Source organism: Rathayibacter sp. VKM Ac-2759 (genome assembly GCF_009834225.1).
Taxonomy (GTDB): Bacteria; Actinomycetota; Actinomycetes; order Actinomycetales; family Microbacteriaceae; genus Rathayibacter.
In genome coordinates this window covers 862,002-883,993 of record NZ_CP047176.1, presented here as the reverse complement: position 1 = coordinate 883,993, position 21,992 = coordinate 862,002, and the positions used below count along the sequence as shown (strand labels likewise).

The following is a 21,992-nucleotide window of genomic DNA, read 5'->3' as shown; positions in this document are numbered from 1 at the left end:
GGGGCGCACGGGCGCTGGACAGGGAGCTCCCGGGGTGCACTCGGGACCGCGTGCAGGGGCCGACGTACACTGATCCGGTGAAACTGAGCCGCGCGGTCGTCGTCTACTCGCTCCTGCGTCTGGCGATGTTCGCCGCCGTCTTCGTGCTGGTGTACCTGCCGTCCCGCACGTTCCTCGACTCCGAGCTCACCGCAGCCGTCACCGCGGGCATCGTCGCGGCCGTCGCGAGCATGTCGCTCTCGTACATCGTGCTGCGCAAGCCCCGCGAGCGCATCGCGGAGGCGATCTACGAGCGCCGCAAGGACGTCCCGCGCAAGGCCACCGACGACGACATCGAGGACGCCGCGCTCGACGCCGCCCGCGACGAGCGCTGACCGGGCGACCACTGCGGCGGCGGCCCGACCAGCAGGGCCGGCGTCAGAAGGCCAGCGCCGCGCCCAGGATCGCGGCGTAGGCGAGGCCGCCGAGGCTCGTCAGCTGCAGGGCGAGGATCAGCTCCTTCGCCGTGCGCGCCGTCAGCGTGATCAGGATCGCCGGGAGGATCGCCAGCAGGACGAAGAGCGTCAGCCAGGCGAGCGGGTAGAACAGCGCGAGGATGACCGCGATCGCGAACGGCACCAGCACGAATGCGCTGTAGATCGCGCGCGAGACGGTCGGGCCGGTGAGGACGGCGAGCGTCCGCTTGCCCGACAGGCGGTCGGTCGGGATGTCGCGGATGTTGTTGACCATCAGGACCGCGCAGGCGAAGAGGCCGGCGGCGACCGCGCCGAGCCACGACTCCTGGTTGGTGCGGCCGATCTGCACGAACGTCGTGCCGACCGTGGCGACCAGCCCGAAGAACACGAACACGAAGACCTCGCCGAGGCCGAGGTAGCCGTAGGGCCGGCGACCGCCCGTGTAGAACCAGGCGGCGGCGATGGCGGCGGCGCCGACGATCAGCAGCCACCAGAATCCGGAGAGGATCGTCAGCGCGAGCCCCGCCAGACCGGCGAGGCCGAAGAAGACCAGGGCCACGGTGAGCACGGTCCGGGGCCTCGCGGCGCCCGAGCCGGTGAGCCGCGACGGGCCGACGCGGTTCGCGTCGGTGCCGCGCACGCCGTCGGAGTAGTCGTTGGCGTAGTTGACGCCGATCTGCAGGGCGAGCGCGACAGCGAGGCAGAGCAGGGCGCGCACCCAGTGCCAGCCCTCGTCGGTCACCTGAGTCGCTCCGGTGCCGATCAGCACGGGGGCGATCGCCAGCGGCAGGGTCCTGAGCCGGGCTCCGCCGATCCATTCGCGCACGCCGGCGGGCTTCACCTCGACCTTGCGGGGGTTGCCGCCGGGGCGGCCGCTGCGCGGCTTCTTCTTGCGACTCGTACTCGACACGGAGGGAATCCTACCGAGTGGCCTCTCCCGCGCCTGGGGCCGCGGCGTGCGCGGACCGAGCGGTCTCAGGAACGCCGAGCGGTCTCAGGAACGCCGGGCGGTCCCAGGAACGCCGAGCGGTCTCAGGGACGCCGAGCGGTCTCAGGAACGCCGAGGTGTCTCAGGAATCCAGGACCGCCTGCTCGAGCGCCCGCCAGTCGGGCTTGCCCGACGCGAGCAGGGGGATCGCGGGCACGGAGACGATCGCCGCGGGTGCCGCGGCCCGCCCGAGCCGCTCGACGACGGCCGCGCGCAGATCGGCGAGCGCGGGAGGCGCCTCCGCGGTCACCACGACCGGCACCTCGCCCCAGCGCTCGTCCGGTCGGCGGACGGCGACCGCGTCGGCGAGGCCCCCCTCGCGCAGCACGGCCTCGAGGGCGTCGAGCGAGACCTTCTCGCCGCCCGAGACGAGGACGCGGTCGAGGCGGCCGGTGACGCTCAGCCGGCCGTCGACGAGCACTCCGGAGTCGCCGGTGCGATACCAGCGCCGGCCGCCGTCCGTCACGAAGGCGAGGGCGCTGCGCTCGTCGTCGAGAGCGCCGTCGGAGTCGAGGTAGCCCACGGCGAGAGTCGGACCGCCGAGGAGCACCTGGCCGTCGTCGACGCGCACCTGCACGCCCTGGAGCGGGACGCCGTCGTAGACGCAGCCGCCGGCGGTCTCGCTCGAGCCGTAGGTGAGCCGGATGCGCGCACCGAGCGCCGCCGCCCGCTCGCGGAGTGCCTGCGGCGTCGACTGCCCGCCGATCAGCAGGGCGTCGAACGAGCGGAGGGTCGCGGCGTCGTCCGCGTCCTGCTCGGCCCGGTCGAGCAGCCGGGCGAGCTGCACGGGGACGAGCGAGGAGTAGCGGCGCTCCCCCGCGGGCATCGTGCGGGCGGCGTCGAAGAACGCGGCGGCGTCGAAGGTGCCCGCCGGCAGCAGCACCGGGTCGGCGTCGGCGGTGAGCGAGCGCACCAGCACCTGCACCCCGGCGACGTAGTGCGTCGGGAGGCAGAGGAGCCAGCGGCCGGGTCCGCCCAGCTCGGCGAGCGCCGCGGAGGCGCTGGTGAGCAGCGCCGAGGTCGAGAGCGCGACGCGCTTGGGCGGGCCGGAGGATCCGGAGGTCTCGACGACGACGGCGACCCGCTGCGGGACCGTGCCGCTTTCCGCGGGCGGTGCGCCGGGAGCGGCGATGCGCACGGCCGGTCCGCTCCCGTCCAGCGCCGCGCGCAGGGCGATGAGGACCGCCTCCGGAGCGGGGTCGACCTCGATCAGCGGGCGGGTCACCGCTGCGCCCCGCCGGTCAGAACTGCCACGGGAACGGCGACCAGTCGGGCTCGCGCTTCTCGAGGAAGGAGTCGCGCCCCTCCACGGCCTCGTCGGTGCCGTAGGCGAGGCGCGTGGTCTCGCCGGCGAAGAGCTGCTGGCCGACCAGGCCGTCGTCGACCGCGTTGAAGGCGTACTTCAGCATCCGGATCGCCGTCGGCGACTTGGTGAGGATCGTCTCGGCCCACTCGATCGCCGTCGGCTCGAGCTCGGCGTGCGGGACGACCGCGTTGACGGCGCCCATCTCGTAGGCGCGCTGCGCCGAGTACTCGCGGGCGAGGAAGAACACCTCGCGGGCGTTCTTCTGCCCGATCTGACGGGCGAAGTACGCCGATCCGTAGCCCGCGTCGAACGAGCCCACGTCGGCGTCGGTCTGCTTGAAGCGCCCGTGCTCGGCCGAGGCGATCGTCAGGTCGCAGACCACGTGCAGCGAGTGACCGCCTCCGGCCGCCCAGCCGGGCACGGCGGCGATGACGACCTTGGGCATGAAGCGGATGAGCCGCTGGACCTCGAGGATGTGCAGGCGGCCGTTGCGCGCGGCGTCGATGCCCTCGGCCGTCTCGCCGTCGGAGTAGCGGTAGCCGTCGCGGCCCCGGATGCGCTGGTCGCCCCCGGAGCAGAACGCCCAGCCGCCGTCGCGCGGGCTGGGGCCGTTGCCGGTGAGGATCACGACGCCGATCCGCGGGTTCGTGCGCGCGTCCTCGAGGGCGCGGAAGAGCTCGTCGACCGTGCGCGGGCGGAACGCGTTGCGCACCTCCGGGCGGTCGAACGCGACCCGGGCGATGCGGCCGCTGGGGTCGTGGTGGTAGGTGATGTCCTCGAGACCGTCGAAGCCGGCGACCGGCGCCCAGCGGCGCGCGTCGAACAGCTCGGAAACCTGCGTGCTCATGGCCTCGACCCTACTGTCGGGGGCGGGGAGGACTCTGCGGACGCCTGCAGGCCGCCGCGAGTCCGACACTCCCCGGGAACGCGGAGAGGGACCCCGCACAGGGCGGGATCCCTCTCGAGTGGTCGCGGGTCGTTACTTCGCGGTGGAGGTGCGGCGGTTCTCGGCCGACACCATCCAGGCGTACTGCTCGAGGCTCTGGATGATCGCGTGGAGCAGGTCCGCGCTGGTCGGGTCCTCCTCGTCGACGGTGTCGTGCACCTCGCGCATGGTCGCCGCGGTGTTCTCGAGGCGGATGGTCACGAGGTCGACCGTCTCGGCGGTGTCGATCTCGCCGTGCGGGTACTCGGGCAGCGTCGTGGTCGCGGCGACGGTGTCGCTGCGTCCGTCCGGGATGCCGTGCAGGGCGCGCATCCGCTCGGCGACGTCGTCGCTGAACTCGCGGGCGGCCTCGATGATCTCGTCGAGCTGGAGGTGGAGGTCGCGGAAGTTCTTGCCGACGACGTTCCAGTGGGCCTGCTTGCCCTGGACGTGCAGCTCGATCAGGTCGACGAGGACGATCTGGAGGCTGTCGAGCAGCTCCTTGGAGGCCTTGAAGCCCTTCTCGGCGTTCTGGCGGCGGCTGGTCTTGGCGCCGGAGCCGGCGGGGGCTTCGGTGTGGCGTTCGAGGGTGGTGGTCATGGACCGATCCTTTCTCTTGCAGTGCCGGAGTGCGGATCTCCGACTCCGAGTGTGACCGGTGCTGCTGGGCGCCTCCCGGACGCGAGTGGTGCGGGGGCTGAGCGGCACGGCGTCGCCGGGTGCGTGCTGAGGCGATACTCCTGGTCTACGCTCCCCCGCCGCACGGCTCAAGCGGGTTGCGCCGCGCCCGCGCCGGGTCTAGCGCTCGCCGATCTTCTCGGGAGCGAGCTCCTCGATCGTGATCGCGGCGTTGATCAGGGCGAGGTGGCTGAGGCCCTGCGGCAGGTTCCCCCAGAACGCGAGGTCGTCCACGGCGACCATCTCGGACATGATGCCCACGTCGTTCGGGATGGTCGCGATCAGCTCGTCCATCAGCTCGATCGCCTCGTCGTGCCGGCCCACGCACGCCAGAGCGGAGGCCAGCCAGAAGGAGCAGGCGACGAACGGGTGCTCCTCGCCCTCCATCCCGGAGTAGCGGAACATCAGCGACCCGCGGCAGAGCTCGCCGACCAGGGCGTCGATCGTCGAGATCATCCGCTCGCCGCGCTCGTAGCCGCTCGGAGCGTGCAGCAGGACGGAGGCGTCGAGCTCCTCGGTCCCCGGGTACATCACGTAGGCGCCGAGGTCCTCGGACCAGCAGTTCTCCTCGATCCAGTCGCGGAGGCGGTCGCGCTCGAAGCGCCAGCGGTCGGCGCTGCCCGGCACCTGGCCCAGCTCGGCGAGGTGCACGGCGGCATCGAGCGCCTGCCAGCAGCCCATCTTCGAGGAGGTGTAGTGCTGCTCCTCCTCGAGCTCCCACATGCCCGCGTCGCGGTTGCGCCAGAGGTCGCAGGTCGTGTCGGCGACGCGGGAGAGCAGCTGCCCGGTCTGGATGTCGAGGACGTTGCCCTCGTCGACGTAGATGCGGCAGATGTCGAAGAGATCGCCGAAGACGCCGAGCTGCAGCTGGTCCTGGGCGCCGTTGCCCGCGACCACCGGCCCGATGCCGCCCCAGCCCGGCACGTCGTACTCCGTGAGGCCGGTCGGCAGCGAGCCGTCGAGCCCGTAGAAGATGTGCAGGTCGGGCCCGTGCTCCTTGATCGTGCGCAGGAGCCACGAGAGAGCGGCGTGGGTCTCCTCCCGCAGGCCGAAGCGGACCAGCGCGTGGGCGGTGTACGCCGCGTCGCGCACCCAGGCGAAGCGGTAGTCCCAGTTCTTGCCGCCGTTGGGCGACTCCGGGAGCGAGGTGGTCGCGGCCGCCGCGATCGCCCCGGTGGGCGAGTAGATCAGCAGCTTGAGCGCGAGGGCGCTGCGCTGGACCGCGTCGGACCAGGGGCCGTCGTACGAGAACTCCTCCGACCAGTCCTGCCAGCTGCGGATGGTGCGGTCGATGCCGCGGTCGACGTTCGTGGCGTCGGGGAAGTGCAGCGGTTCGTCGTGGGTGGCCGACACCACGAGCACGTGGCGGCTCTTCCCCGCCGAGACCGTGAACGATCCGGTGAGCTCGTCGCCGGCCCCGGAGGGGGCGTCGTGGTTGTCCGGCCCGTGGCCGTCTCCGGTCACGCCGATCGTGATGTCGCCGACGCGGATCAGCGAGCGGCCGTCGGCGTTCTGGATCCACGGCGACATGGTGCCGAGACCTGTCCCCGGGCGCACGGCCCAGCGCATCCGGACCTCGCCCGAGACGCCGTCGACGCGGCGCGCCAGCTCGGCCCACGGGAGGCGGCCGGCGATCCCGGTGACGAGCGCGTCGGTGACGGTGACCGAGCCGGACTCGGTCGTGAAGGTCGTCTGCAGCACATTGGTGTCGCGGAGGTACTCGCGCGACACCTCGGCCGGCTCGACCGGGGCCAGCTCGATGCAGCCGCCGGAGCGCCCGTCGATGAGCGCGGCGAACGCGGGAACCGAGCCGAGATCGGGCACGGGCATCCAGTCGACGCTGCCGTCCCGGGCGATCAGGGCCACGGTCCTCCCGTCGCCGATCGCCGCGTAGTCGCGCAGGGGTCGTGTCGCTCGATGCTCGGCCATTCCCTCACGGTAGGCGGCGACCGGTCGGCGGGCTCGGGCTTGCGGCGGTCGGCGGATGCCGGTACCGGCGCGTCAGGTCGCGGCGACGCCGCCGAAGTCGGCCATGCGCTCGGTGAACTCGGCGCGGTCGCCCTCCTCGAGCAGGCCGTTCGCGTAGCCCGCGAGGAAGGCGCCGTTGTCGGACGGGGTGATGCCGACTCCGTCGAGCATCGCCTCGACCTCGCCGCTCGAGTCGGCGTCGAGGTCGACCAGGCCGAGCTCGATCGAGGGGACGGCCTCGGTACTGGAGTAGGCCGTCACGATCCAGAGCGCGGCGGAGGCGTCCTCGTCCGTGAGGTCGCCGTCGAGACGGTAGCCCACCTCCGCCCACTCGGACGGGGTGTCGGCGATGTCGACGGAGTCGAAGCCGAGGGGCGCGACGGCGGCGGTGAAGAGGTCGACGACCGCCTGCTTGTCGGCCTCGGTGCTGAGGTCGGCGTCGGCGTAGTCGGTGGCCGAGATGTAGTCGTACAGCAGCGACGGGCCGCCGTACGCGTTGTCGGCGCGCTCGTAGTACTCGTCGTCGGCCGACACCCAGCCGCCGATCGCGGCCTCCTCGACGGCGGAGACCGCGGCGGCCGAGACGGAGACCGCCGCCTCCGCCGAGGGCTGGTCGAGGACGAGGGCCGCATCGCCGTCCTGGTAGCCGGGGTAGTCGTAGAACGGATCGGTCGGGTCGCCGCCCTCGCCGGGGTCGTCCGAGAAGCCGGGCACGTCGGTGGGCAGGGCGTCGCCGGCCACGTCGACCGCCGCCGTGACGCTCAGCGCGAGCAGGGTCCCGAGGGTCCCGGTGTAGAGCACGCCGAGCACGGCGCTCGAGGCGAGGGCGACCCAGCCCGCGGTGCCGAGCGGGCGGCGTCCCGGAGCGGGCGGCGGACTCGTCGGGGCCTGGGTCATCGCGTTCCTCCGGGGTCGAGCGGCAGCGCCGCCAGTCTCGCACGGCGGTGCGACCGCGGTTCTGCGCATCCGGACCCGGGAGGACAATGGCCGCATGGACGACGACGTGCCCCGCTCCCCCCTCCCCACCCTCGACGAGGTCGACGCGGGCCTGCGCGTCGTGTCGCTGCCGCTGCGCACGCGCTTCCGCGGCGTCGACCACCGCGAGATCGCGCTCGTGCGCGGGCCGGAGGGCTGGACCGAGTTCTCGCCGTTCCTCGAGTACGGCGCCGAGGAGTCGGCCGCCTGGCTCCGCGCGGCGCTCGACTACGGCTGGAGCGAGCAGCCCGCCGCCCTGCGCGACCGCATCCCCGTCAACGCCACGGTGCCCGCGGTCGACGCCTCCGAGGTCGCCGCGATCCTCGCGAGCTACCACGGCTGCCGCACCGCCAAGGTGAAGGTCGCCGAGCGCGGCCAGACCCTCGCCGACGACGTCGCCCGGGTCGAGGAGGTCCGCCGCGTACTCGGGCCGGAGGGCCGGATCCGCATCGACGCGAACGGCGCCTGGAACGTGGACGAGGCCGAGCACGCCGTGCACGCGATGGCCGGAGTCGACCTCGAGTACCTCGAGCAGCCGTGCGCGAGCGTCGACGAGCTGGCCGAGCTCCGCTACCGCGTGAAGTACATGGGCATCCCGATCGCGGCCGACGAGAGCGTGCGCAAGGCCGCCGATCCGCTCGCCGTCGCCCGGGCCGGCGCGGCCGACCTGCTCGTGGTCAAGGCCCAGCCGCTCGGCGGCGTGCGGCGAGCGCTCGCGATCACGGCGGAGGCGGGGCTGCCCGCGGTCGTCTCCAGCGCTCTCGACGGCTCGGTCGGCCTCGCGATGGGGGCGGCCCTCGCGGCGGCGCTGCCCGAGCTGCCCTACGACTGCGGACTCGGCACCGCCTCGCTCCTCGCCGCCGACGTCACCGAGCGCCCCCTCCGCCCGGTCGACGGCTCGATCGCCGTCGAGCGGGTCGAGGTCTCGGAGGAGCTGCTCGTGCGCCACGCGGTGGCTCCGGAGCGCCTCGCGTGGTGGCGGGAGCGCCTGACCGCCTCCTACGCCCTGCTCTGACTCAGTCGGCGGGCGCGATCACCGAGATGACGGCGGAGTCGTCGGCGGCGGCCAGTCCGTGCGCGGCGCCGAGCAGGAAGAGCTGCTCGGCGGCGGCGGCGACCGGAGTCGCGAGACCGGCCGCACGCGCGGCGGTCGTCACGATCCCGAGGTCCTTGACGAAGATGTCGAGGCGGCTGAGCACCTCCGCCCCGCCCTCGTCGCCGGCCTGCAGCATCCGCGGGCCTCGGTTCGCGAGCATGAACGAGCCCGCCGCGCCGGCCGACAGCGTCTCGAGCGTCGCCGCGGGGTCGAGGCCCAGCGTCGCGGCGAGCGCCAGGGCCTCGGCGCCGGCCGCGATGTGCACGCCGCAGAGCAGCTGGTTGACGGTCTTGAAGGCCTGACCGTCGCCCGGGCGATCGCCGATGACGCTCAGCGTCGACGCCAGGAGGTCGAGCACCGGCTGCGCCTTCTCGCGCGCGGCCGGGGTCGCGCCGACGACGATCAGCAGATCGCCCTCGCCCGCGCGGACGGGCCCGCCGCTGAGCGGGGCGTCGACCAGCTCGACGCCGTGCTCGGCGAGCGCGGCCGCCACGTCGACGACGTCCGTGATGCCGACGGTGCTGGTCATGATGACGACGGAGCCGGGGACGAGCGCCGTGGCGATCCCCTCGGCCCCCGCGCCACCGAAGAGCACTTCGCGCAGCTGCGCGCTGTTGCGCACGGCGAGGAGCGTCGCGTCCGCCCCCGCCACCGCCTCCCGGGCGGAGCCGAACGGCCGGATGCCGGCCTCGTGGGCCAGCTCGAGGCGCGGCTCGGCGATGTCGAAGCCGTGGACGGTGAGGGAGCCGGCGAGACGGGTGGCCATGGGGAGTCCCATGGCGCCGAGTCCGAGGACGGCGACGGTGTAGGCGGGCACGAGGGTCTCCAGAGGGGTCAGAGGGACGGGGCGCGGAGGATCGCGGCGACCTGCGCCAGCGAGTCGTCGTCGCCGACATTGCCGGCGAACACGATGTAGGGGATGCCCGCGGCGGGGCCGTCGACGGGCTCCCACAGCGAGACGATGCCGGGCAGCATCGGGCCGCGGACGATCGCGCGGCGCACGGAGAGGCCCTTCGAGGCGACGTCGCTCGAGGTGATGCCGCCCTTGGCGATCACGAAGCGCGGGCGCAGCCGGGCGAGCACGCCCTGCACCACCTCGACGACGGCCGCCGAGACACGCCGTGAGATGTCGAGGCTCTCCTGCGGGTCGTCGGTGCGGCGCAGCGAGCGGCTGGTGTGCACGGCGACGTCGCCCTCGCCCAGGGCCCGGGCCGCCTCCTCGACGAGCGACGCCAGGTGCGCCGGGGCGCGCGACGGATCGACGGCCGCGTCGACGTCGATCTCGAGCACGGCGCTCAGCGTGCCGGTCGCCGCGAGGCGTGCGAGCTGGCGCGAGGTGAGTCCGACGTGCGAGCCGACGACCACGAGACCGCCGCGCGCGGTGTCGGCGGGCGCCTCCTCGGGGAAGATCTCGGCGGCGGTGAGCGGCGCGTGCACCTCCTGCCCGATGCGGGCGCGCACGAACGGCGGGCCGACCCGGTAGAGCAGGCGCGCACCGGCCTCCTCCGCCGCCGCGAGGCCCAGGGCCAGGAGGCGCAGATCGTTCTCGGTGACGGCGTCGACCACCACGGGCACTCCGCCGGTCAGCGGTGCGAGCACGGCGGCGATCGCTTCGGCGCCCGCCCGGATCGTGCCGAGGTCGAGGGAGACGACCCGCTCGGCCGGCCACTGACCGGCCGTCTTCTCCTCGACCCACTCGCGGAGGTCGGAGTGGGCGTAGCCGAAGGTGGAGTCGCGCGCGAACTCGGTCTCGGCGACGGGCTGGAGCCCCTCGGCGCCGCGCATGTAGTGCACGCCGCCGATCGTGACGCGGCCGGCGTCGGGGAACGCGGGGACGAGGATCACGGCGTCGACACTGCCGACGGCCGCCGCGATCTCGTCGGTCTCGAGCGGGAAGTGCCCGCGGAGGGTGGAGTCGCTGCGGCTGACGAAGGCGACCGGGACCTCGAGTGCGCGGGAGGCGGCGAGCGTGCCGGCGACGATCTCGCGAGTGAGCGCCGCCGCGGTCCCGGGCGCGAGACTCCGGGTGTTCGTGAGCACGTAGACGGCGGGGGCGCCGGTCTGCAGGGCCCAGCGGAGGTCGTCCTCGCTCCAGGCCGTCAGCACGGGGAGGTCGGCGACCGACTGCGTGCCCGTCGGGTCGTCGTCGAGCACGATCAGGATCGGGGTCCGCTCGGTGCGGGTCCGCGCAACGGCCTCCGCCTCGACGGACACCTCGCCGGGGTGCTGCGCGAGCAGTGTGGCTTCCGAGATCACCGGTACTCCTTCGTCCTTGGTGTCAGATATCATACAAGTCGGAACGGCCGCGTCAAGGTGCGAGTAGCATCCCCGGCATGACCGTCCCGATCGAGGCCCGCCGCCTCCTGCTCGAGGATCTGATCGAGCACTGCCGCATCGACGACGTCGACATCGCCACGATGTTCGGCTCCCCCGCGATCCGCTTCCGCGGGCGGATCGCCTGCTTCCTCAGCCACGACGCGCAGCTCATCGTGAAGCTGACGCGCCAGGACACGCTCGACCTGATCGCCGAGGGTCGTGCCGAGCCCGTGGTGATGGGAGCTCGGACGCTCAAGGAGTGGGTCACGGTGCCGCGCCTCGACGACGACCGGGCCGCGATCGAGCTCTGGGCGCCGCACGTGGTGACGGCGCTCGGCTACGCGCGGGCGAACGTCTCCTAGCCGCTACTCGCGCGGCGGCAGGACGTAGCGGCGGAGGTCCTCGGCCGTCTGCGCGATGTGATCCGCCATCGCGGCGCGCGACGCCTCCGCGTCTCCCGAGCGGATCGCGTCGAGCACCGCGCGGTGCTTGATCAGCGCGTTCTCCTGGATCTGCACCAGCGCCGAGGTCTGCTCGCGCTTGGAGCGCATCACCTTGGCGAGCGGAGCGAAGACGGCCGCGACGAAGACGTTGCCGGTCGCGGCGAGGATCACGTCGTGGAAGGCGATGTCGGCGGCCACGAAGCCGGCGAGGTCGCCCTCGTCGTGGGCGGTGCGCATCCGGTCGAGCTCCGCCGCCATCCGCTCGAGATCGGCCTCGGAGCGCCGGGTGGCGGCGAGGGCCGCGGCGCCGGTCTCGATCATCTCGCGCACCTCGATCAGGTGCAGCGACGCCGCCTCCGAGTCGACCCCGGAGGACGTCGCCCGGAGGATCGGCTCGAGATCGCTCCAGCGCTCGACCGGGTTCACGGCGCCGCGCTTGCCGCGCCGCGCGTCGATCACGTTGAGCCCCTGGAGCCGCCCCAGCGCCTCGCGCATCGTCGCGCGGCTCACATCGTGCGCGAGGGCCAGCTCGGCCTCGCTCGGCAGCTCGGAGCCGACCGGGATGCGACCCGCGACGATGTCGTCGAGCAGGGCGTCGGCGACGGTCGAGACGAGCGAGGGGCGCGGCACCGGTCCTCCTCAGCTGTCGGCGGACGGACGACCGCGCACAGCCAGGGTACCGGCGGCGTGGTGAACCGAGTGGTGCAGAAGGGCCAGAATGGAGGCGCTCGGCCGCCGTCGCCCGCCGCACCCCTCCTCCCCCTCTGATCGGAGACCCGTGCCCGCCGTTCCCGTCTTCCTCGATTGCGACACCGGCATCGACGACTCGCTCGCCCTCGCCTACCTGCTGCGCTCCCCGCTCGCCGACCTCGTCGGCATCAGCACCGTGAGCGGCAACACCGACGCCCGCCAGGCCGCGGCGAACAGCCTCGGCCTGCTCGCGCTCGCCGGCCGCACCGACATCCCCGTCGCGATCGGCGCCCACGACTTCCTCGAGGAGGCGTACGCCGGCGGCGCCCCCTACGTGCACGGCGACAACGGCATCGGAGACGTCGACCTGCCCTCCGGCGCCGAGCCGGTCGACGAGGACCCGGCCGACCTCCTCCTCCGTCTCGCCCGCGAGCACGCCGGCGAGCTGCGCCTCGTGGCGATCGGCCCGCTCACGAACATCGCCCTCGCGCTGCGCAAGCACCCCGAGCTGCCGTCGCTGCTGCACTCCGTCACGGTGATGGGCGGCGCGGCGCTCGTGCCGGGCAACATCAGCGCGGTGGCGGAGGCCAACATCTTCCACGACCCCGCCGCGGCCGCCGAGGTCGTCGCCGCCGACTGGGATCTGACACTCGTTCCGCTCGATGTCACCATGCGGCACCTGATGACGGAGGAGCACCGCGCGGTGCTGCTCGGCTCGGCCGATCCGCTGGCCGAGACGATCGGGCGCGCACTCGACTTCTACTTCGACTTCTACGTCGGCCACTTCGGCGTGCGCACCGCGGCCCTGCACGACCCGATGGCCGCCGCGATCGCCGTCGAGGCGCTGGGCCTCGCCTCCGCACCGCGCGTGCCGGTCGCGGTCGACGCGACCTCGGGCCCCGGCCGCGGCCAGACCCTGCCCGACCTGCGCGGCATCTACCGCGACGTGCACCCCGAGGGCTCGCGCACCCGCTACGTGCTCGCCCTCGACGCCCCCTTCGCCCCGCACCTGATCGACGTCATCACGGGCGGCGCCGCCGCGCCGGCCGAGTAGCCCCGGATCGGGTGGATCTCGATACGCCCGCTCCGCGGGCTACTCGATCAGCAAGCAGCGATGAGTAGCCCTGCAGGGTCGTATCGAGACCCACCACCGCCAACAGGATCGTCCGCACAGCAGTCGATCCGTCACGAACGGCTCCCTGAAGCGACTCGGACGAGCCGTTCGCGCCGGATCGATCACGGGCGGGCGCACTCTCCATAGCCGCACCCCCTGGATCGGCGCACTCTCCGAGCCGCACCCCCTGGATCGGCGGGTGCCGACGGCGTCAGTCGCAAGGCGGAGGAGGGGTTCGTAGCGGAGCTACGTGCCCCGACGACAACGCCGCGAATGGCGTCGTCGGCGCCCGCCGATCACATGCCGGTGTCGAGGCCGGAGTAGGCGTGGAGCCCCTTGAAGAAGACGTTCACGACGCCGAAGTTGAACATGACCGCCGCGAAGCCGATGATCGCGAGCCAGGCCGAGGGGGTGCCGCGCCAGCCGCGGGTCGCGCGGGCGTGGATGTAGCCGGCGTAGATGGTCCAGATGATGAAGGTCCAGACCTCCTTGGTGTCCCAGCCCCAGTAGCGGCCCCAGGCCTTCTCGGCCCAGACGGCGCCCGCGATGAGGGTGAAGGTCCAGAGGATGAAGCCGATGATCGTGACGCGGTAGGCGAGGTTCTCGAGCGTCAGCGCGCTCGGGAGGGTGCGGAGGAACCGCAGGACCGAGCGCGGCGACTCGCCCTCCGCCTCCCTCCGCGACTGGAGGAGCTGGGTGACGGACAGAGCGAAGCCGAGGGCGAAGAACGCCGTGCCGAGGATCGCGACGAGCACGTGGATCACGAGCCAGTACGACTGGAGTGCGGGCGGCAGGGGCACGACTGCCACGTAGTAGTTGACCGTCGCGACGCCGAGCAGCACCAGCACGAGCCCGGTGATGAACGCGCCGAGGAAGCGGAGGTCCCAGCGCAGCTGCACGGCGAGGAACACGCCGATGATGATCAGGGTGCCCGTGATCGAGAACTCGTACATGTTGGCCCACGGCACGCGGCCGGCCGCGACGCCGCGGAGCACGGTGGCGCCGAGGTGCAGCACGAAGGCGAGCAGGGTGAGCGAGAAGCCGATGCGCATCGCCTTCGAGCGCGCCGGGGCGTTGTAGACCTCGTCCTCGACCCGGCTGCCCAGGCGCGAGAGCGTCGCCGTGGGGCGACCGGAGCCGCCGGCCACCGTCGCCCTGCCGCTCGCCGCGCGGTCGGCGGCGGCCGCGGACGCGACGCGCTCCGCCTCCTGCACGACCTCGATCGACTCGCCGTCGGCGATCGAGGCTCGGCGGGCCAGGTCGACCGCGAAGAAGATGAACGCCAGCGCATAGATGCCCATGGCGGAGTAGAGGCACAGCACGGAGTACTGCGAAAGGGTCTCGATCACCTCCTCAGGGTAATCGCTGCGGGCCGCCACCGCCCCTGCGCGAACGCACAGGTTAGGGCGTCCTTCCTCCTCTGCGCGCCGGTCAGGACGCGTCGAGCGGCGCGTGGCGGTCGGCCACGTCGCGCACCGCGCGGACCAGTTGCGGGTCCTCGCCGCGGGCGAGGCCCGCGTACTCGAGCGTCAGGCCTCCGTCGGCACCGGTCGTCGCCTTCACCCACACCCGTCGGCGCGGCACGAACAGCGAGGTCAGCAGCCCCGCGAGCACCAGGATCGCGAACAGCAGCACCCAGCTCTGCGTGGCGTCGTGGTGGATGTCGAAGGACGCGAAGCGCTTGACGCTGTCGGTGCCCACGACGGAGGGGTCGGCTCCGACGTTCTCGAACGTCACCGTCCCGAGCCCGTTCGGCAGGTCGGCCGTCTGCCCCGGCTTGAGGGTGATCGAGGCGACCCCCGTCTCCCCGCCCGTGAGCCGCGTCAGCGAGTCGACGTTCAGCACGTAGACGGAGGTGGGCACGCCGGTGTCGAGGCCGAGGTCGCCCGAGAAGACGTTCAGCGAGAGCACGGGGTACTGCAGGTCGGGGAAGATCGAGGTCGAGGCGCCCGAGGCGAGCTCGTCCTGCGTCGGGTAGAAGAACCCGGTCATGCCGATCTGCTCGGCGAGCCCGTCGGGCACCTTCACGACGCCGACCGAGGTGAGGTTCGCGTCCTGCGGGAGGAACGGCACCGCGTCGGTGAAGATCGCCGTCCCCGACGGGTCGCGCACCGTGATCGTGGGCGCGTAGCCGTTGCCGAGCAGGTAGACGTTGGTGCCGCCGATCGAGAGCGGCTCGTTGACCTTGATCGTGCGGTCCTCGGTGCCGCCCCCGCGCTGGGTGGTCGTCACGTTGGCCGTGAAGTCGACGGGCTGCCCCAGCGCCTGCTGGTTCTGCTCCTCGTACTGCACGTCGAGGCTGTCGAGCGTCAGCTGGTACGGGTCGAGCTGGCTGCTGTCGAAGAAGCGGCCGGGGTTGAAGGAGTCGTAGGCCGCGAGGTTGTTGGCGAAGCCCTGCCCGCCCTCGACGAGGACGCGCTGACCGCTGTACCCGAATCCGCCGCCGACTCCGACGGCCACGAGGATCCCGACCAGCGCCGAGTGGAAGACGAGGTTGCCGGTCTCGCGGAGGTAGCCGCGCTCGGCCGAGACGCTCGTCCACCGGCCGCGCGGGTCGTCGTAGCGCTCGACGCGGTAGCCCGCGCGACGCAGCACCGCATGCGCGGAGTCGATCGCCTCGGCCTCGCTCGCACCCTCGACCTCGCGCACGGTGTACCCGGCGAGGCGCTGGAGGCGCGCGGGGGTGCGCGGCGGCCGCGAGCGCATCGCCTCGAAGTGGTGCTTCGTGCGCGGGATGATGCAGCCGATCAGCGAGATGAACAGCAGCAGGTAGATGCTCGAGAACCAGGCCGAGGTGTAGGTGTCGAAGGCCTGCACCTTGTCGAGGAGAGGCGCCAGATCGGGGTTGTCGACGAAGTACTGGGTGACGCCGTTGGGGTCGGAGGAGCGCTGTGGCACGAGCGAGCCGGGCACCGCCGCGATCGCCAGCAGCAGCAGGAGGAACAGCGCCGTGCGCATGCTCGTCAGCTGCCGCCACATCCAGCGCAGCCAGCCGGTGAAGCCGAGCCGGGGCTGCGTGATCGTGTCGGCGTCGGAGTCGAAGTGGTCGGCCGGGCGGAAGGTCGCGTCGGCGCGCTTCTGCGCCTCGTCGCCGTCGAGCGGCGCGCGGGGCCCTGATCGCGAATCGGGCTCTGATCGCGAATCGGGCTCAGATCGCGGGCTGGAAGCCATTGATCACTCCTGCGAGGGTTCCGTAGACGAGGGTGTTCCAGATCCCGGTCACCATGAGCACTCCGATCAGGACGAGGGCGACGCCGCCGGCGATGTTGATCGCGCGGATGTGGCGCTTCACGACGGCGAGGGCGGTCGTGACCCAGCTGAACCCGAACGCCACGAGGAGGAAGGGCAGACCGAGGCCGAGGCAGTACATCAGCGCGAGGAGCGCGCCCCGCCACGGCGAGCCCGCCCCGAGCCCCAGGGCGAGGATCGAGCTGAGCGTCGGGCCGAGGCAGGGCGTCCAGCCGATGCCGAAGACGATGCCGAGCAGCGGAGCGCCGACGAGGCCGGTCGCGGGGCGGATGCTCGGGCGGAGCGTCCGCTGCAGGAACGAGAACTGGCCGATGAAGACGAGCCCCATCGCGATGACGACCACGCCGAGCACGCGCGTGATGACGTCGCTGTAGCGCTGCATCCAGAAGCCGATCGAGCCGGCCGCCGTGCCGTAGAGCACGAACACCAGCGAGAAGCCCAGGATGAAGAGGAGGACGCCGAGCACCACGCGGCGGCGGCCCCGCGCCGCGCGCTCGTCGGCGTCGGTGAACCCGCCGACGTAGGCGAGGTAGCCGGGCACGAGCGGCAGCACGCACGGCGACGCGAACGACACCAGGCCGGCGAGGAGCGCGATCGGCACCGCGAGGAGCAGCTGTCCGCTGATGACGATGTCGCCCACGCGGCTACTCCGGTTCCGCGAGCGTGTCGCTCACGAGGGTCGAGAGGATCGACGCCTCCTGCAGCTGGCCGAGGATGCGCGAGGCGACTCGCCCCTCCTTGTCGAGGACGAGCGTGGTCGGCACCGCGTTCGGCGGGACCTTGCCCGAGAAGGCGAGCTGGGTCGATCCGTCGACGTCGACGATCGAGGGGTACGTGAGGCCGTAGGTCTCCGCGAACGCGGCGGCGGTCGGTGCCTGGTCGCGCACGTTGACGCCGACGAACGAGACGTCCTGGCCCGCGAACTCGGTGTTCACCGACTCGAGGTCGGCCGCCTCGGCGCGGCACGGGGCGCAGCTGGCGTACCAGAAGTTGACGACCACGACACGGCCGACCAGATCGGCGGAGTCGATGCTCTCGCCGTTCTCGTCGGTGCCGGAGAAGACGATCGGGTCATCACGGGTGTCGGAGGCGATCTCGGTGACGGTGCCGTCGCCCGAGATGTAGCCCTTGTTGTCGCCGTTGCGGTACTGGGTCGCCAGCTCGTCCTCGGTGCAGCCGGACAGCACCAGCGCTGCGGCGAGCGCCAGCACCGCCGCCGCGCGGATCCGGGCCATCAGACGGCTCCGACGTCGGTCGCGAGGCCCTGGAGACCGGCCGCAGGGTCGGAGTAGCCGACCTCGACGAAGCGGTCGCCGCGGCGCTCGAACGTGGTGATGCTCGACAGGGCGCACCGGCGCTTGCGCGGGTCGTGGAAGAGCCGCTCGCCGGCGACGGCGCGGTGGGCGGTCCAGATCGGGAGCTGGTGGCTGACCAGGGCGACGTCGCCCTCGGCCGTCGACTTCCACGCCGACTCCATCGCCGCGTACATGCGGGCCGAGATCGAGAGGTACGGCTCGCCCCAGCTGGGCTCGAAGGGATTGCGGAGCCACGGCCAGCTGCGCGGGTTCCGCAGCGCCGAGCTGCGCGCCTCCATGCGCTTGCCCTCGAAGCGGTTGCTGGGCTCGATGATCCGCTCGTCGATGCCCACCTCGAGCTCGAACGCCTGCGAGATCGGCTGCGCCGACTCGCGCGTGCGCTGGAGGGGCGAGGCGATCAGGGCGGTCACGTGTCGGCGCCGCTCGAGCAGGTCGTCCGCGGCGGCGCGCGCCATCCGGTGACCGAGCTCGGAGAGCCGGAAGTTCGGGAGTCGCCCGTAGAGGACCCGGTCGGGGTTGAACACCTCGCCGTGCCGCACGAGATGGATCTGATCGGCAACCACGAGCGTCAAGTGTACGGAACGCGGCGTGGACGAACGCCGGGAAAGGGCCGCCTGGGCCGGACCCGCACTCAGGGTCGCGGCGCGCTCGACGGCAGGTTCAGCGGCGCGCGAGGACCGCCGCCGAGATGCGGCGGACGAGGCTGTCGGGCAGGTGCCGCGCGAGGGCGACCGGCACCCCGAACCGCCACGACGGCACCGACACCACGCCACCGCGGGCGACATCGCGGAGGAACTCCTCGACCACCTTGTCGGCGTCGAGCCACAGGGCCTCCGGGATGGAGGTGGTGTCCATCGCCGCGCGCTCGTGGAACTCGGTGCGCACCCAGCCCGGGCAGAGCGCCGCCGCCCGGACACCGGTGCCGCGCAGCTCGACGGCGAGCGACTGCGTGAACGCCGTCGCCCAGGCCTTCACCGCGGAGTAGGGGCCGAGGTGGACGAACCCGGCCACGCTCGAGACCGTGAGGATCGCGCCCCGACCGCGGGCGGTCATCGCCTCCGCCGCCGCCCCCGACAGCACTGCGACCGAGCGGACCATCACCTCGAACGCCTCGTCCTGCGCCGCGATGTCGGGCTCGGAGAAGCTGCCGTCGATGCCGAACCCCGCGTTGTTGACGAGGGCCCGGATCGGACGGGCGTGGTCCGCCACCCGCTCCCGCACTCGCTCGACCTGCGCGCGATCGCTGAGATCAGCGGCGAGGACCTCGACGTGCGGAGCGCCGAGCTCCTCGAAGGTGCGCGCCGCCTCCTCCAGCCGCCGCTCGTCGCGGGCGACCAGCATGAGGCTCCAGCCCCGCCGGGCGAAGGCGCGCGCGAACGCGGCGCCGATGCCCGACGACGCCCCTGTGATCAGTGCGGTGCTCATGGCGGCTCCTCTGGTCGAGCTGCGTGTCGCCCCTCTCGGCGGCATCGGACTCCAGTGTGCCCGGCCGCTCCGGGCGACATCGAGTGGACATGTCGGGGAGCGTGGACGAAGCAGGCAGGGCACCGGTTCGATGCGGACGTTCGTCCGGCTCGACGGAGGGACTGCCCCAGCCTGAGGCGCGCCTCAGGCACGCGGCGCGAAGGCCTCGCGATGGCTAGCAGGCGACGAGTCGTGCGACGTTGTCGGAAAGGGTTCCCGAGCCACCGAGAAGGATGACTTCCGAAGCACCGAGGTCGGTGATGTCGTCGAGGACCTCCTGCGGGACGCAGTCGGGGTGGACGGCGAAGAGGGGGCTGCCGGTGTAGCCGGCGGCGGTAGCGCCGGCGAGCGCGTCGGGGAAGTTCTCCCCGGTAGCGAAGTAGACCGTGTCAGCTGCGGTGAAGGCCGCCTTGTTGAGCTTCTCGGACGTGTCATAGCGGTCGGTGCCGCCGATACGCGTGGACGCCGCCGGCAGAGACTCCTTGATGCCTTCACTGATAGAGAGGGCGCTTCCCGCAATCGTGAGGGAGGTCACACCGAGTTCGGTCACCAGCTGGCGCGTCTGAGTGGTCACGGCAGAGAGTCCACCGTTGACGAGCAGCACAGGCGCATCGACAGAGCCCGCGGCAGCACTCGCGCTCAGCGCATCAGGAAACTTCTCCCCGGTCGCGACCCACGCCCGACTCGAACCGGAGGAGAACGCGTAGGTGACGATCTTGTCCGCGGTGTCATACCGATCGACTCCGCCGATGCGCTCGATGCCACCTGAACCTGCGTAGTCCCGCAGCTCCGAGAGGAGCGTGTCACTGACACTCAGGCCGGAGCCGACGACGACGATCTTCCCGGGCTTGAGACGAGTGAGCTCGTCCTTCACTGCCCGGCTCATGGAGTCGCGGTCGACGAGGAGCAACGGACCGTCCTGCTTCGCGGCGGCCGGGGCCGCGCTCAGCGCATCGGGGAAGTTCCCGCCGGTGGCGATGTAGACAACGGGCACGTTGGTCGGGAACGTCGCGCGGGAGATTCTCGCAGCAGTGTCCTGGCGGTCTACACCAGCGATCCGCGTGACGCTCAGGGAGGTCCCCGTCGAGACCACAGGATCAGTAGCGCTCGTTCGTGCGGAAGCGTCGGCGTATCCGGCCCGCTTCGCCGAGACGACTGCATGGAGGGTCGCGCCGACATCGCTCGATGTGACTGCGTACTCGGCTGCGGTAGCACCGGGAATAGGGGTCGAGTCTCGGAACCAGGTGTAAGTCAGGGTGAGGTCCGCGACATCCCATTCGCCGCCGTCCACCGAAAGAGTGGAACCGGCGATCGCTTCGCCGCTGAGTCTCGGAGCCCGGACAAGGCTCGGAGGCGCGGTTGAACGTCCGATCTCCGGGTTGGGGCCTGCTCCGAAGGTGATCGCGTACACGATGTACGTGTCCCCTCCGCTCCCCTGAGGCACTGTGATGTCGAATCCATGATTCGGCCCGTCGCCGTGGGCCGCACCGACGTCGTCGCGAGTGAGGTCCGCGTGCACCGCTTCGAGCCCGGTCGAGCCACGATAGATGTGGACGTCGATGGGCTCCTGGGTGTCGGGGTCGAGCGCCCAGCCGGTGAGCCTGACGGTGCCGTCGACACCGGTCACTGAATCCAGCGAGCCGAAGGGTGTCGCCGATGCGGGAGCACTGAGGGTGCCGAGAGCCGGGTTGTTGCCACCGCCGGCGTTGATTCCGTACACCGTGATCGGTCCACTCGCGGCTGCATCACCGCCGATGAAGACGGAGTAGCCGTGCCGAGGTCCGCGGTGGTGCGCGGCATCGACATCGGGGCGGTCCAGATCCGCGCGGGCCGAGCTCTGGTACGCACCGTTCGCATAGACATGCACATCGATCGGATCGTTCGTATCGGGGTCGATCGCCCAACCCGTCACCACCACCCCGCCGTGCACTGATTGCACGCTGTCCAGGGACCCGAAGGGCTGTGCACTGCCGGGGTCACTGCAGTCATTGGCCGTGAAAGCGGTGCGGCCCCAGGTGCCGTTGCTGACCGGCCCTGAGGCCGGCATGTTCTGAGCGCCGCAGATCCTCAGGCCGTTCGCCGTCTCGAAGGTCAGTGGGCTGCCGTTGTCATAGCAACCAGGTGCAGACCAGTACTCGAAGTGCAGGTGAGCGACGTTGTTGTTGTTCACTGTTCCTGCAGCGCCGACAGTTCCTACTGATTGGCCGGCGGTGATTGCGCCGCGGGTGACCGACGCGTTGATATGCGTCAGCGTATAGCTGCGCCCGCCGGCGACGTTCACGCAGAGGTTTCCATAGGCCGCCTGCCAATAGGCGATGGTCCCACCCTCGGGAGCCACCACTGTCCGACCCGAGGTCGAGGTCGAGCTCGAATCACTGGTGAGATCGAGGCCGAACTGAGAAGTGCCGGTGTGGCTGCCGGAGGAATAGCCTTGATAGACGTAGACCGGTCCGCCCGATTCGAATGGCGTACGGATGTTTCCGTCGGCGGCGCTCGCAGAGAGGGGAAAGCTGCTCACACCGATGAGCACGAGAAGAGCAATAGCCACTGACAGGGCAAGGGATCGTGCTGCCGCTGACCGCACTGGAGGTCGTGCGGCATAACGGCTCGGCACCGGAGCATATCTTGTAGGCACTACACGGTCTCCAACCTCGCCGTGACCCTATGCCCGACCTTGCCCCGAAGGCTATCGGCGCAGGAGCGCTATGTCATGTCGCTAAGCGGATGACATAGTCCTACCGAGGCACGGCAAGCCGATACGCGTTCTCCCGTCTCGCGAGTCCGAACCGAGTATCGATCGTCGACTCGGTCGCCTCTCCGCCACTCCGGGACGCATCAGCGCTTCTCCTACCCTGAGGCGCCCTCGAAGCAGACCAGTTCTTTCATCACCCGGGAACCGGCAGTCTCAGCCGCTTGGACGGCACATCCCCGCATCTACGCCGACGACCTCGGCGACAGTCACCGATCCTGCGAAGAGGGAGAGTCTGCGCTGCAGGACACCACTGCCGA

Annotated in this window: 20 protein-coding genes; 4 read left to right on the top strand and 16 right to left on the bottom strand. The window is 71.7% G+C overall.

What is annotated here, in order from left to right:
* Window positions 1-77 precede the first annotated feature (77 nt).
* Window positions 78-374: a DUF4229 domain-containing protein gene (locus tag GSU68_RS04045; protein WP_159905816.1), complete on the top strand. Its 297-nt coding sequence runs from the start codon at window positions 78-80 to the stop codon at window positions 372-374.
* Window positions 375-417: 43 nt separating this feature from the next.
* On the opposite strand, the gene GSU68_RS04040 is transcribed toward GSU68_RS04045, so the two are convergent.
* From GSU68_RS04040 to GSU68_RS04015, 6 genes are all read right to left on the bottom strand, one after another.
* Entirely contained in the window at window positions 418-1,296 is an 879-nt protein-coding gene (locus GSU68_RS04040) for a 1,4-dihydroxy-2-naphthoate polyprenyltransferase (protein ID WP_244259452.1), read from the bottom strand.
* Between the two features lie 229 nt (window positions 1,297-1,525).
* Window positions 1,526-2,668: an AMP-binding protein gene (locus GSU68_RS04035; protein ID WP_159905814.1), complete on the bottom strand. Its 1,143-nt coding sequence runs from the start codon at window positions 2,666-2,668 to the stop codon at window positions 1,526-1,528.
* Window positions 2,669-2,684: 16 nt separating this feature from the next.
* On the bottom strand, window positions 2,685-3,596 hold the full coding sequence (locus tag GSU68_RS04030) for a 1,4-dihydroxy-2-naphthoyl-CoA synthase (protein WP_159905813.1): 912 nt from the start codon (window positions 3,594-3,596) through the stop codon (window positions 2,685-2,687).
* Window positions 3,597-3,728: 132 nt separating this feature from the next.
* Window positions 3,729-4,274 carry a DNA starvation/stationary phase protection protein gene (locus GSU68_RS04025; protein ID WP_159905812.1) on the bottom strand — a complete coding sequence of 182 codons (546 nt, stop codon included), beginning with the start codon at window positions 4,272-4,274 and terminating at the stop codon, window positions 3,729-3,731.
* 198 nt (window positions 4,275-4,472) lie between these two features.
* Window positions 4,473-6,281 (bottom strand): glycoside hydrolase family 15 protein, encoded by a 1,809-nt coding sequence (locus GSU68_RS04020; protein ID WP_159905811.1) that lies wholly within the window; start codon window positions 6,279-6,281, stop codon window positions 4,473-4,475.
* Between the two features lie 72 nt (window positions 6,282-6,353).
* The gene (locus tag GSU68_RS04015; protein ID WP_159905810.1) at window positions 6,354-7,217 is read right to left on the bottom strand and encodes a hypothetical protein; all 864 of its coding nucleotides are present in this window, start codon (window positions 7,215-7,217) and stop codon (window positions 6,354-6,356) included.
* 94 nt (window positions 7,218-7,311) lie between these two features.
* Between GSU68_RS04015 and GSU68_RS04010 the strand changes: the two genes are divergently transcribed.
* Complete coding sequence (locus GSU68_RS04010; protein ID WP_159905809.1) at window positions 7,312-8,310, top strand: o-succinylbenzoate synthase; 999 nt, start codon at window positions 7,312-7,314, stop codon at window positions 8,308-8,310.
* Window position 8,311: 1 nt separating this feature from the next.
* Here GSU68_RS04010 and GSU68_RS04005 read toward each other — a convergent pair whose 3' ends face one another.
* Together GSU68_RS04005 and GSU68_RS04000 are read right to left on the bottom strand one after the other, a co-directional pair.
* The gene (locus GSU68_RS04005) at window positions 8,312-9,208 is read right to left on the bottom strand and encodes an NAD(P)-dependent oxidoreductase (protein ID WP_279631053.1); all 897 of its coding nucleotides are present in this window, start codon (window positions 9,206-9,208) and stop codon (window positions 8,312-8,314) included.
* Window positions 9,209-9,225: 17 nt separating this feature from the next.
* Window positions 9,226-10,647 carry a four-carbon acid sugar kinase family protein gene (locus GSU68_RS04000; RefSeq protein ID WP_208544644.1) on the bottom strand — a complete coding sequence of 474 codons (1,422 nt, stop codon included), beginning with the start codon at window positions 10,645-10,647 and terminating at the stop codon, window positions 9,226-9,228.
* A 77-nt stretch (window positions 10,648-10,724) separates the two neighbouring features.
* Between GSU68_RS04000 and GSU68_RS03995 the strand changes: the two genes are divergently transcribed.
* A complete protein-coding gene (locus GSU68_RS03995) occupies window positions 10,725-11,069 on the top strand; it encodes a hypothetical protein (RefSeq protein ID WP_159905807.1) in 345 nt (114 codons plus the stop codon).
* Between the two features lie 3 nt (window positions 11,070-11,072).
* Here GSU68_RS03995 and GSU68_RS03990 read toward each other — a convergent pair whose 3' ends face one another.
* The gene (locus tag GSU68_RS03990; protein WP_159905806.1) at window positions 11,073-11,780 is read right to left on the bottom strand and encodes a FadR/GntR family transcriptional regulator; all 708 of its coding nucleotides are present in this window, start codon (window positions 11,778-11,780) and stop codon (window positions 11,073-11,075) included.
* Window positions 11,781-11,928: 148 nt separating this feature from the next.
* Here GSU68_RS03990 and GSU68_RS03985 point away from each other — a divergent pair, with 148 nt between their 5' ends.
* Window positions 11,929-12,894: a nucleoside hydrolase gene (locus tag GSU68_RS03985; RefSeq protein ID WP_244259383.1), complete on the top strand. Its 966-nt coding sequence runs from the start codon at window positions 11,929-11,931 to the stop codon at window positions 12,892-12,894.
* A gap of 356 nt (window positions 12,895-13,250) precedes the next feature.
* Here GSU68_RS03985 and ccsB read toward each other — a convergent pair whose 3' ends face one another.
* The 7 genes from ccsB to GSU68_RS03950 all read right to left on the bottom strand — a co-directional run bounded on the left by ccsB (window position 13,251) and on the right by GSU68_RS03950 (window position 21,513).
* A complete protein-coding gene (gene ccsB, locus GSU68_RS03980) occupies window positions 13,251-14,255 on the bottom strand; it encodes a c-type cytochrome biogenesis protein CcsB (protein WP_159910114.1) in 1,005 nt (334 codons plus the stop codon).
* A gap of 130 nt (window positions 14,256-14,385) precedes the next feature.
* Window positions 14,386-16,125 (bottom strand): cytochrome c biogenesis protein ResB, encoded by a 1,740-nt coding sequence (locus GSU68_RS03975; RefSeq protein WP_159905804.1) that lies wholly within the window; start codon window positions 16,123-16,125, stop codon window positions 14,386-14,388.
* A complete protein-coding gene (locus GSU68_RS03970) occupies window positions 16,103-16,843 on the bottom strand; it encodes a cytochrome c biogenesis protein CcdA (RefSeq protein ID WP_159905803.1) in 741 nt (246 codons plus the stop codon). The genes GSU68_RS03975 and GSU68_RS03970 overlap by 23 nt, the downstream gene beginning before the upstream one ends.
* 4 nt (window positions 16,844-16,847) lie before the next feature.
* On the bottom strand, window positions 16,848-17,438 hold the full coding sequence (locus tag GSU68_RS03965) for a TlpA disulfide reductase family protein (RefSeq protein ID WP_159905802.1): 591 nt from the start codon (window positions 17,436-17,438) through the stop codon (window positions 16,848-16,850).
* Complete coding sequence (locus GSU68_RS03960) at window positions 17,438-18,082, bottom strand: histidine phosphatase family protein (protein WP_159905801.1); 645 nt, start codon at window positions 18,080-18,082, stop codon at window positions 17,438-17,440. The genes GSU68_RS03965 and GSU68_RS03960 overlap by 1 nt, the downstream gene beginning before the upstream one ends.
* A 97-nt stretch (window positions 18,083-18,179) precedes the next feature.
* Window positions 18,180-18,944, bottom strand: coding sequence for an SDR family NAD(P)-dependent oxidoreductase (locus tag GSU68_RS03955; RefSeq protein ID WP_159905800.1), 765 nt, complete (start codon window positions 18,942-18,944; stop codon window positions 18,180-18,182).
* Between the two features lie 214 nt (window positions 18,945-19,158).
* Entirely contained in the window at window positions 19,159-21,513 is a 2,355-nt protein-coding gene (locus tag GSU68_RS03950) for a cell wall-binding repeat-containing protein (protein ID WP_159905799.1), read from the bottom strand.
* Between the last annotated feature and the right edge of the window lie 479 nt (window positions 21,514-21,992).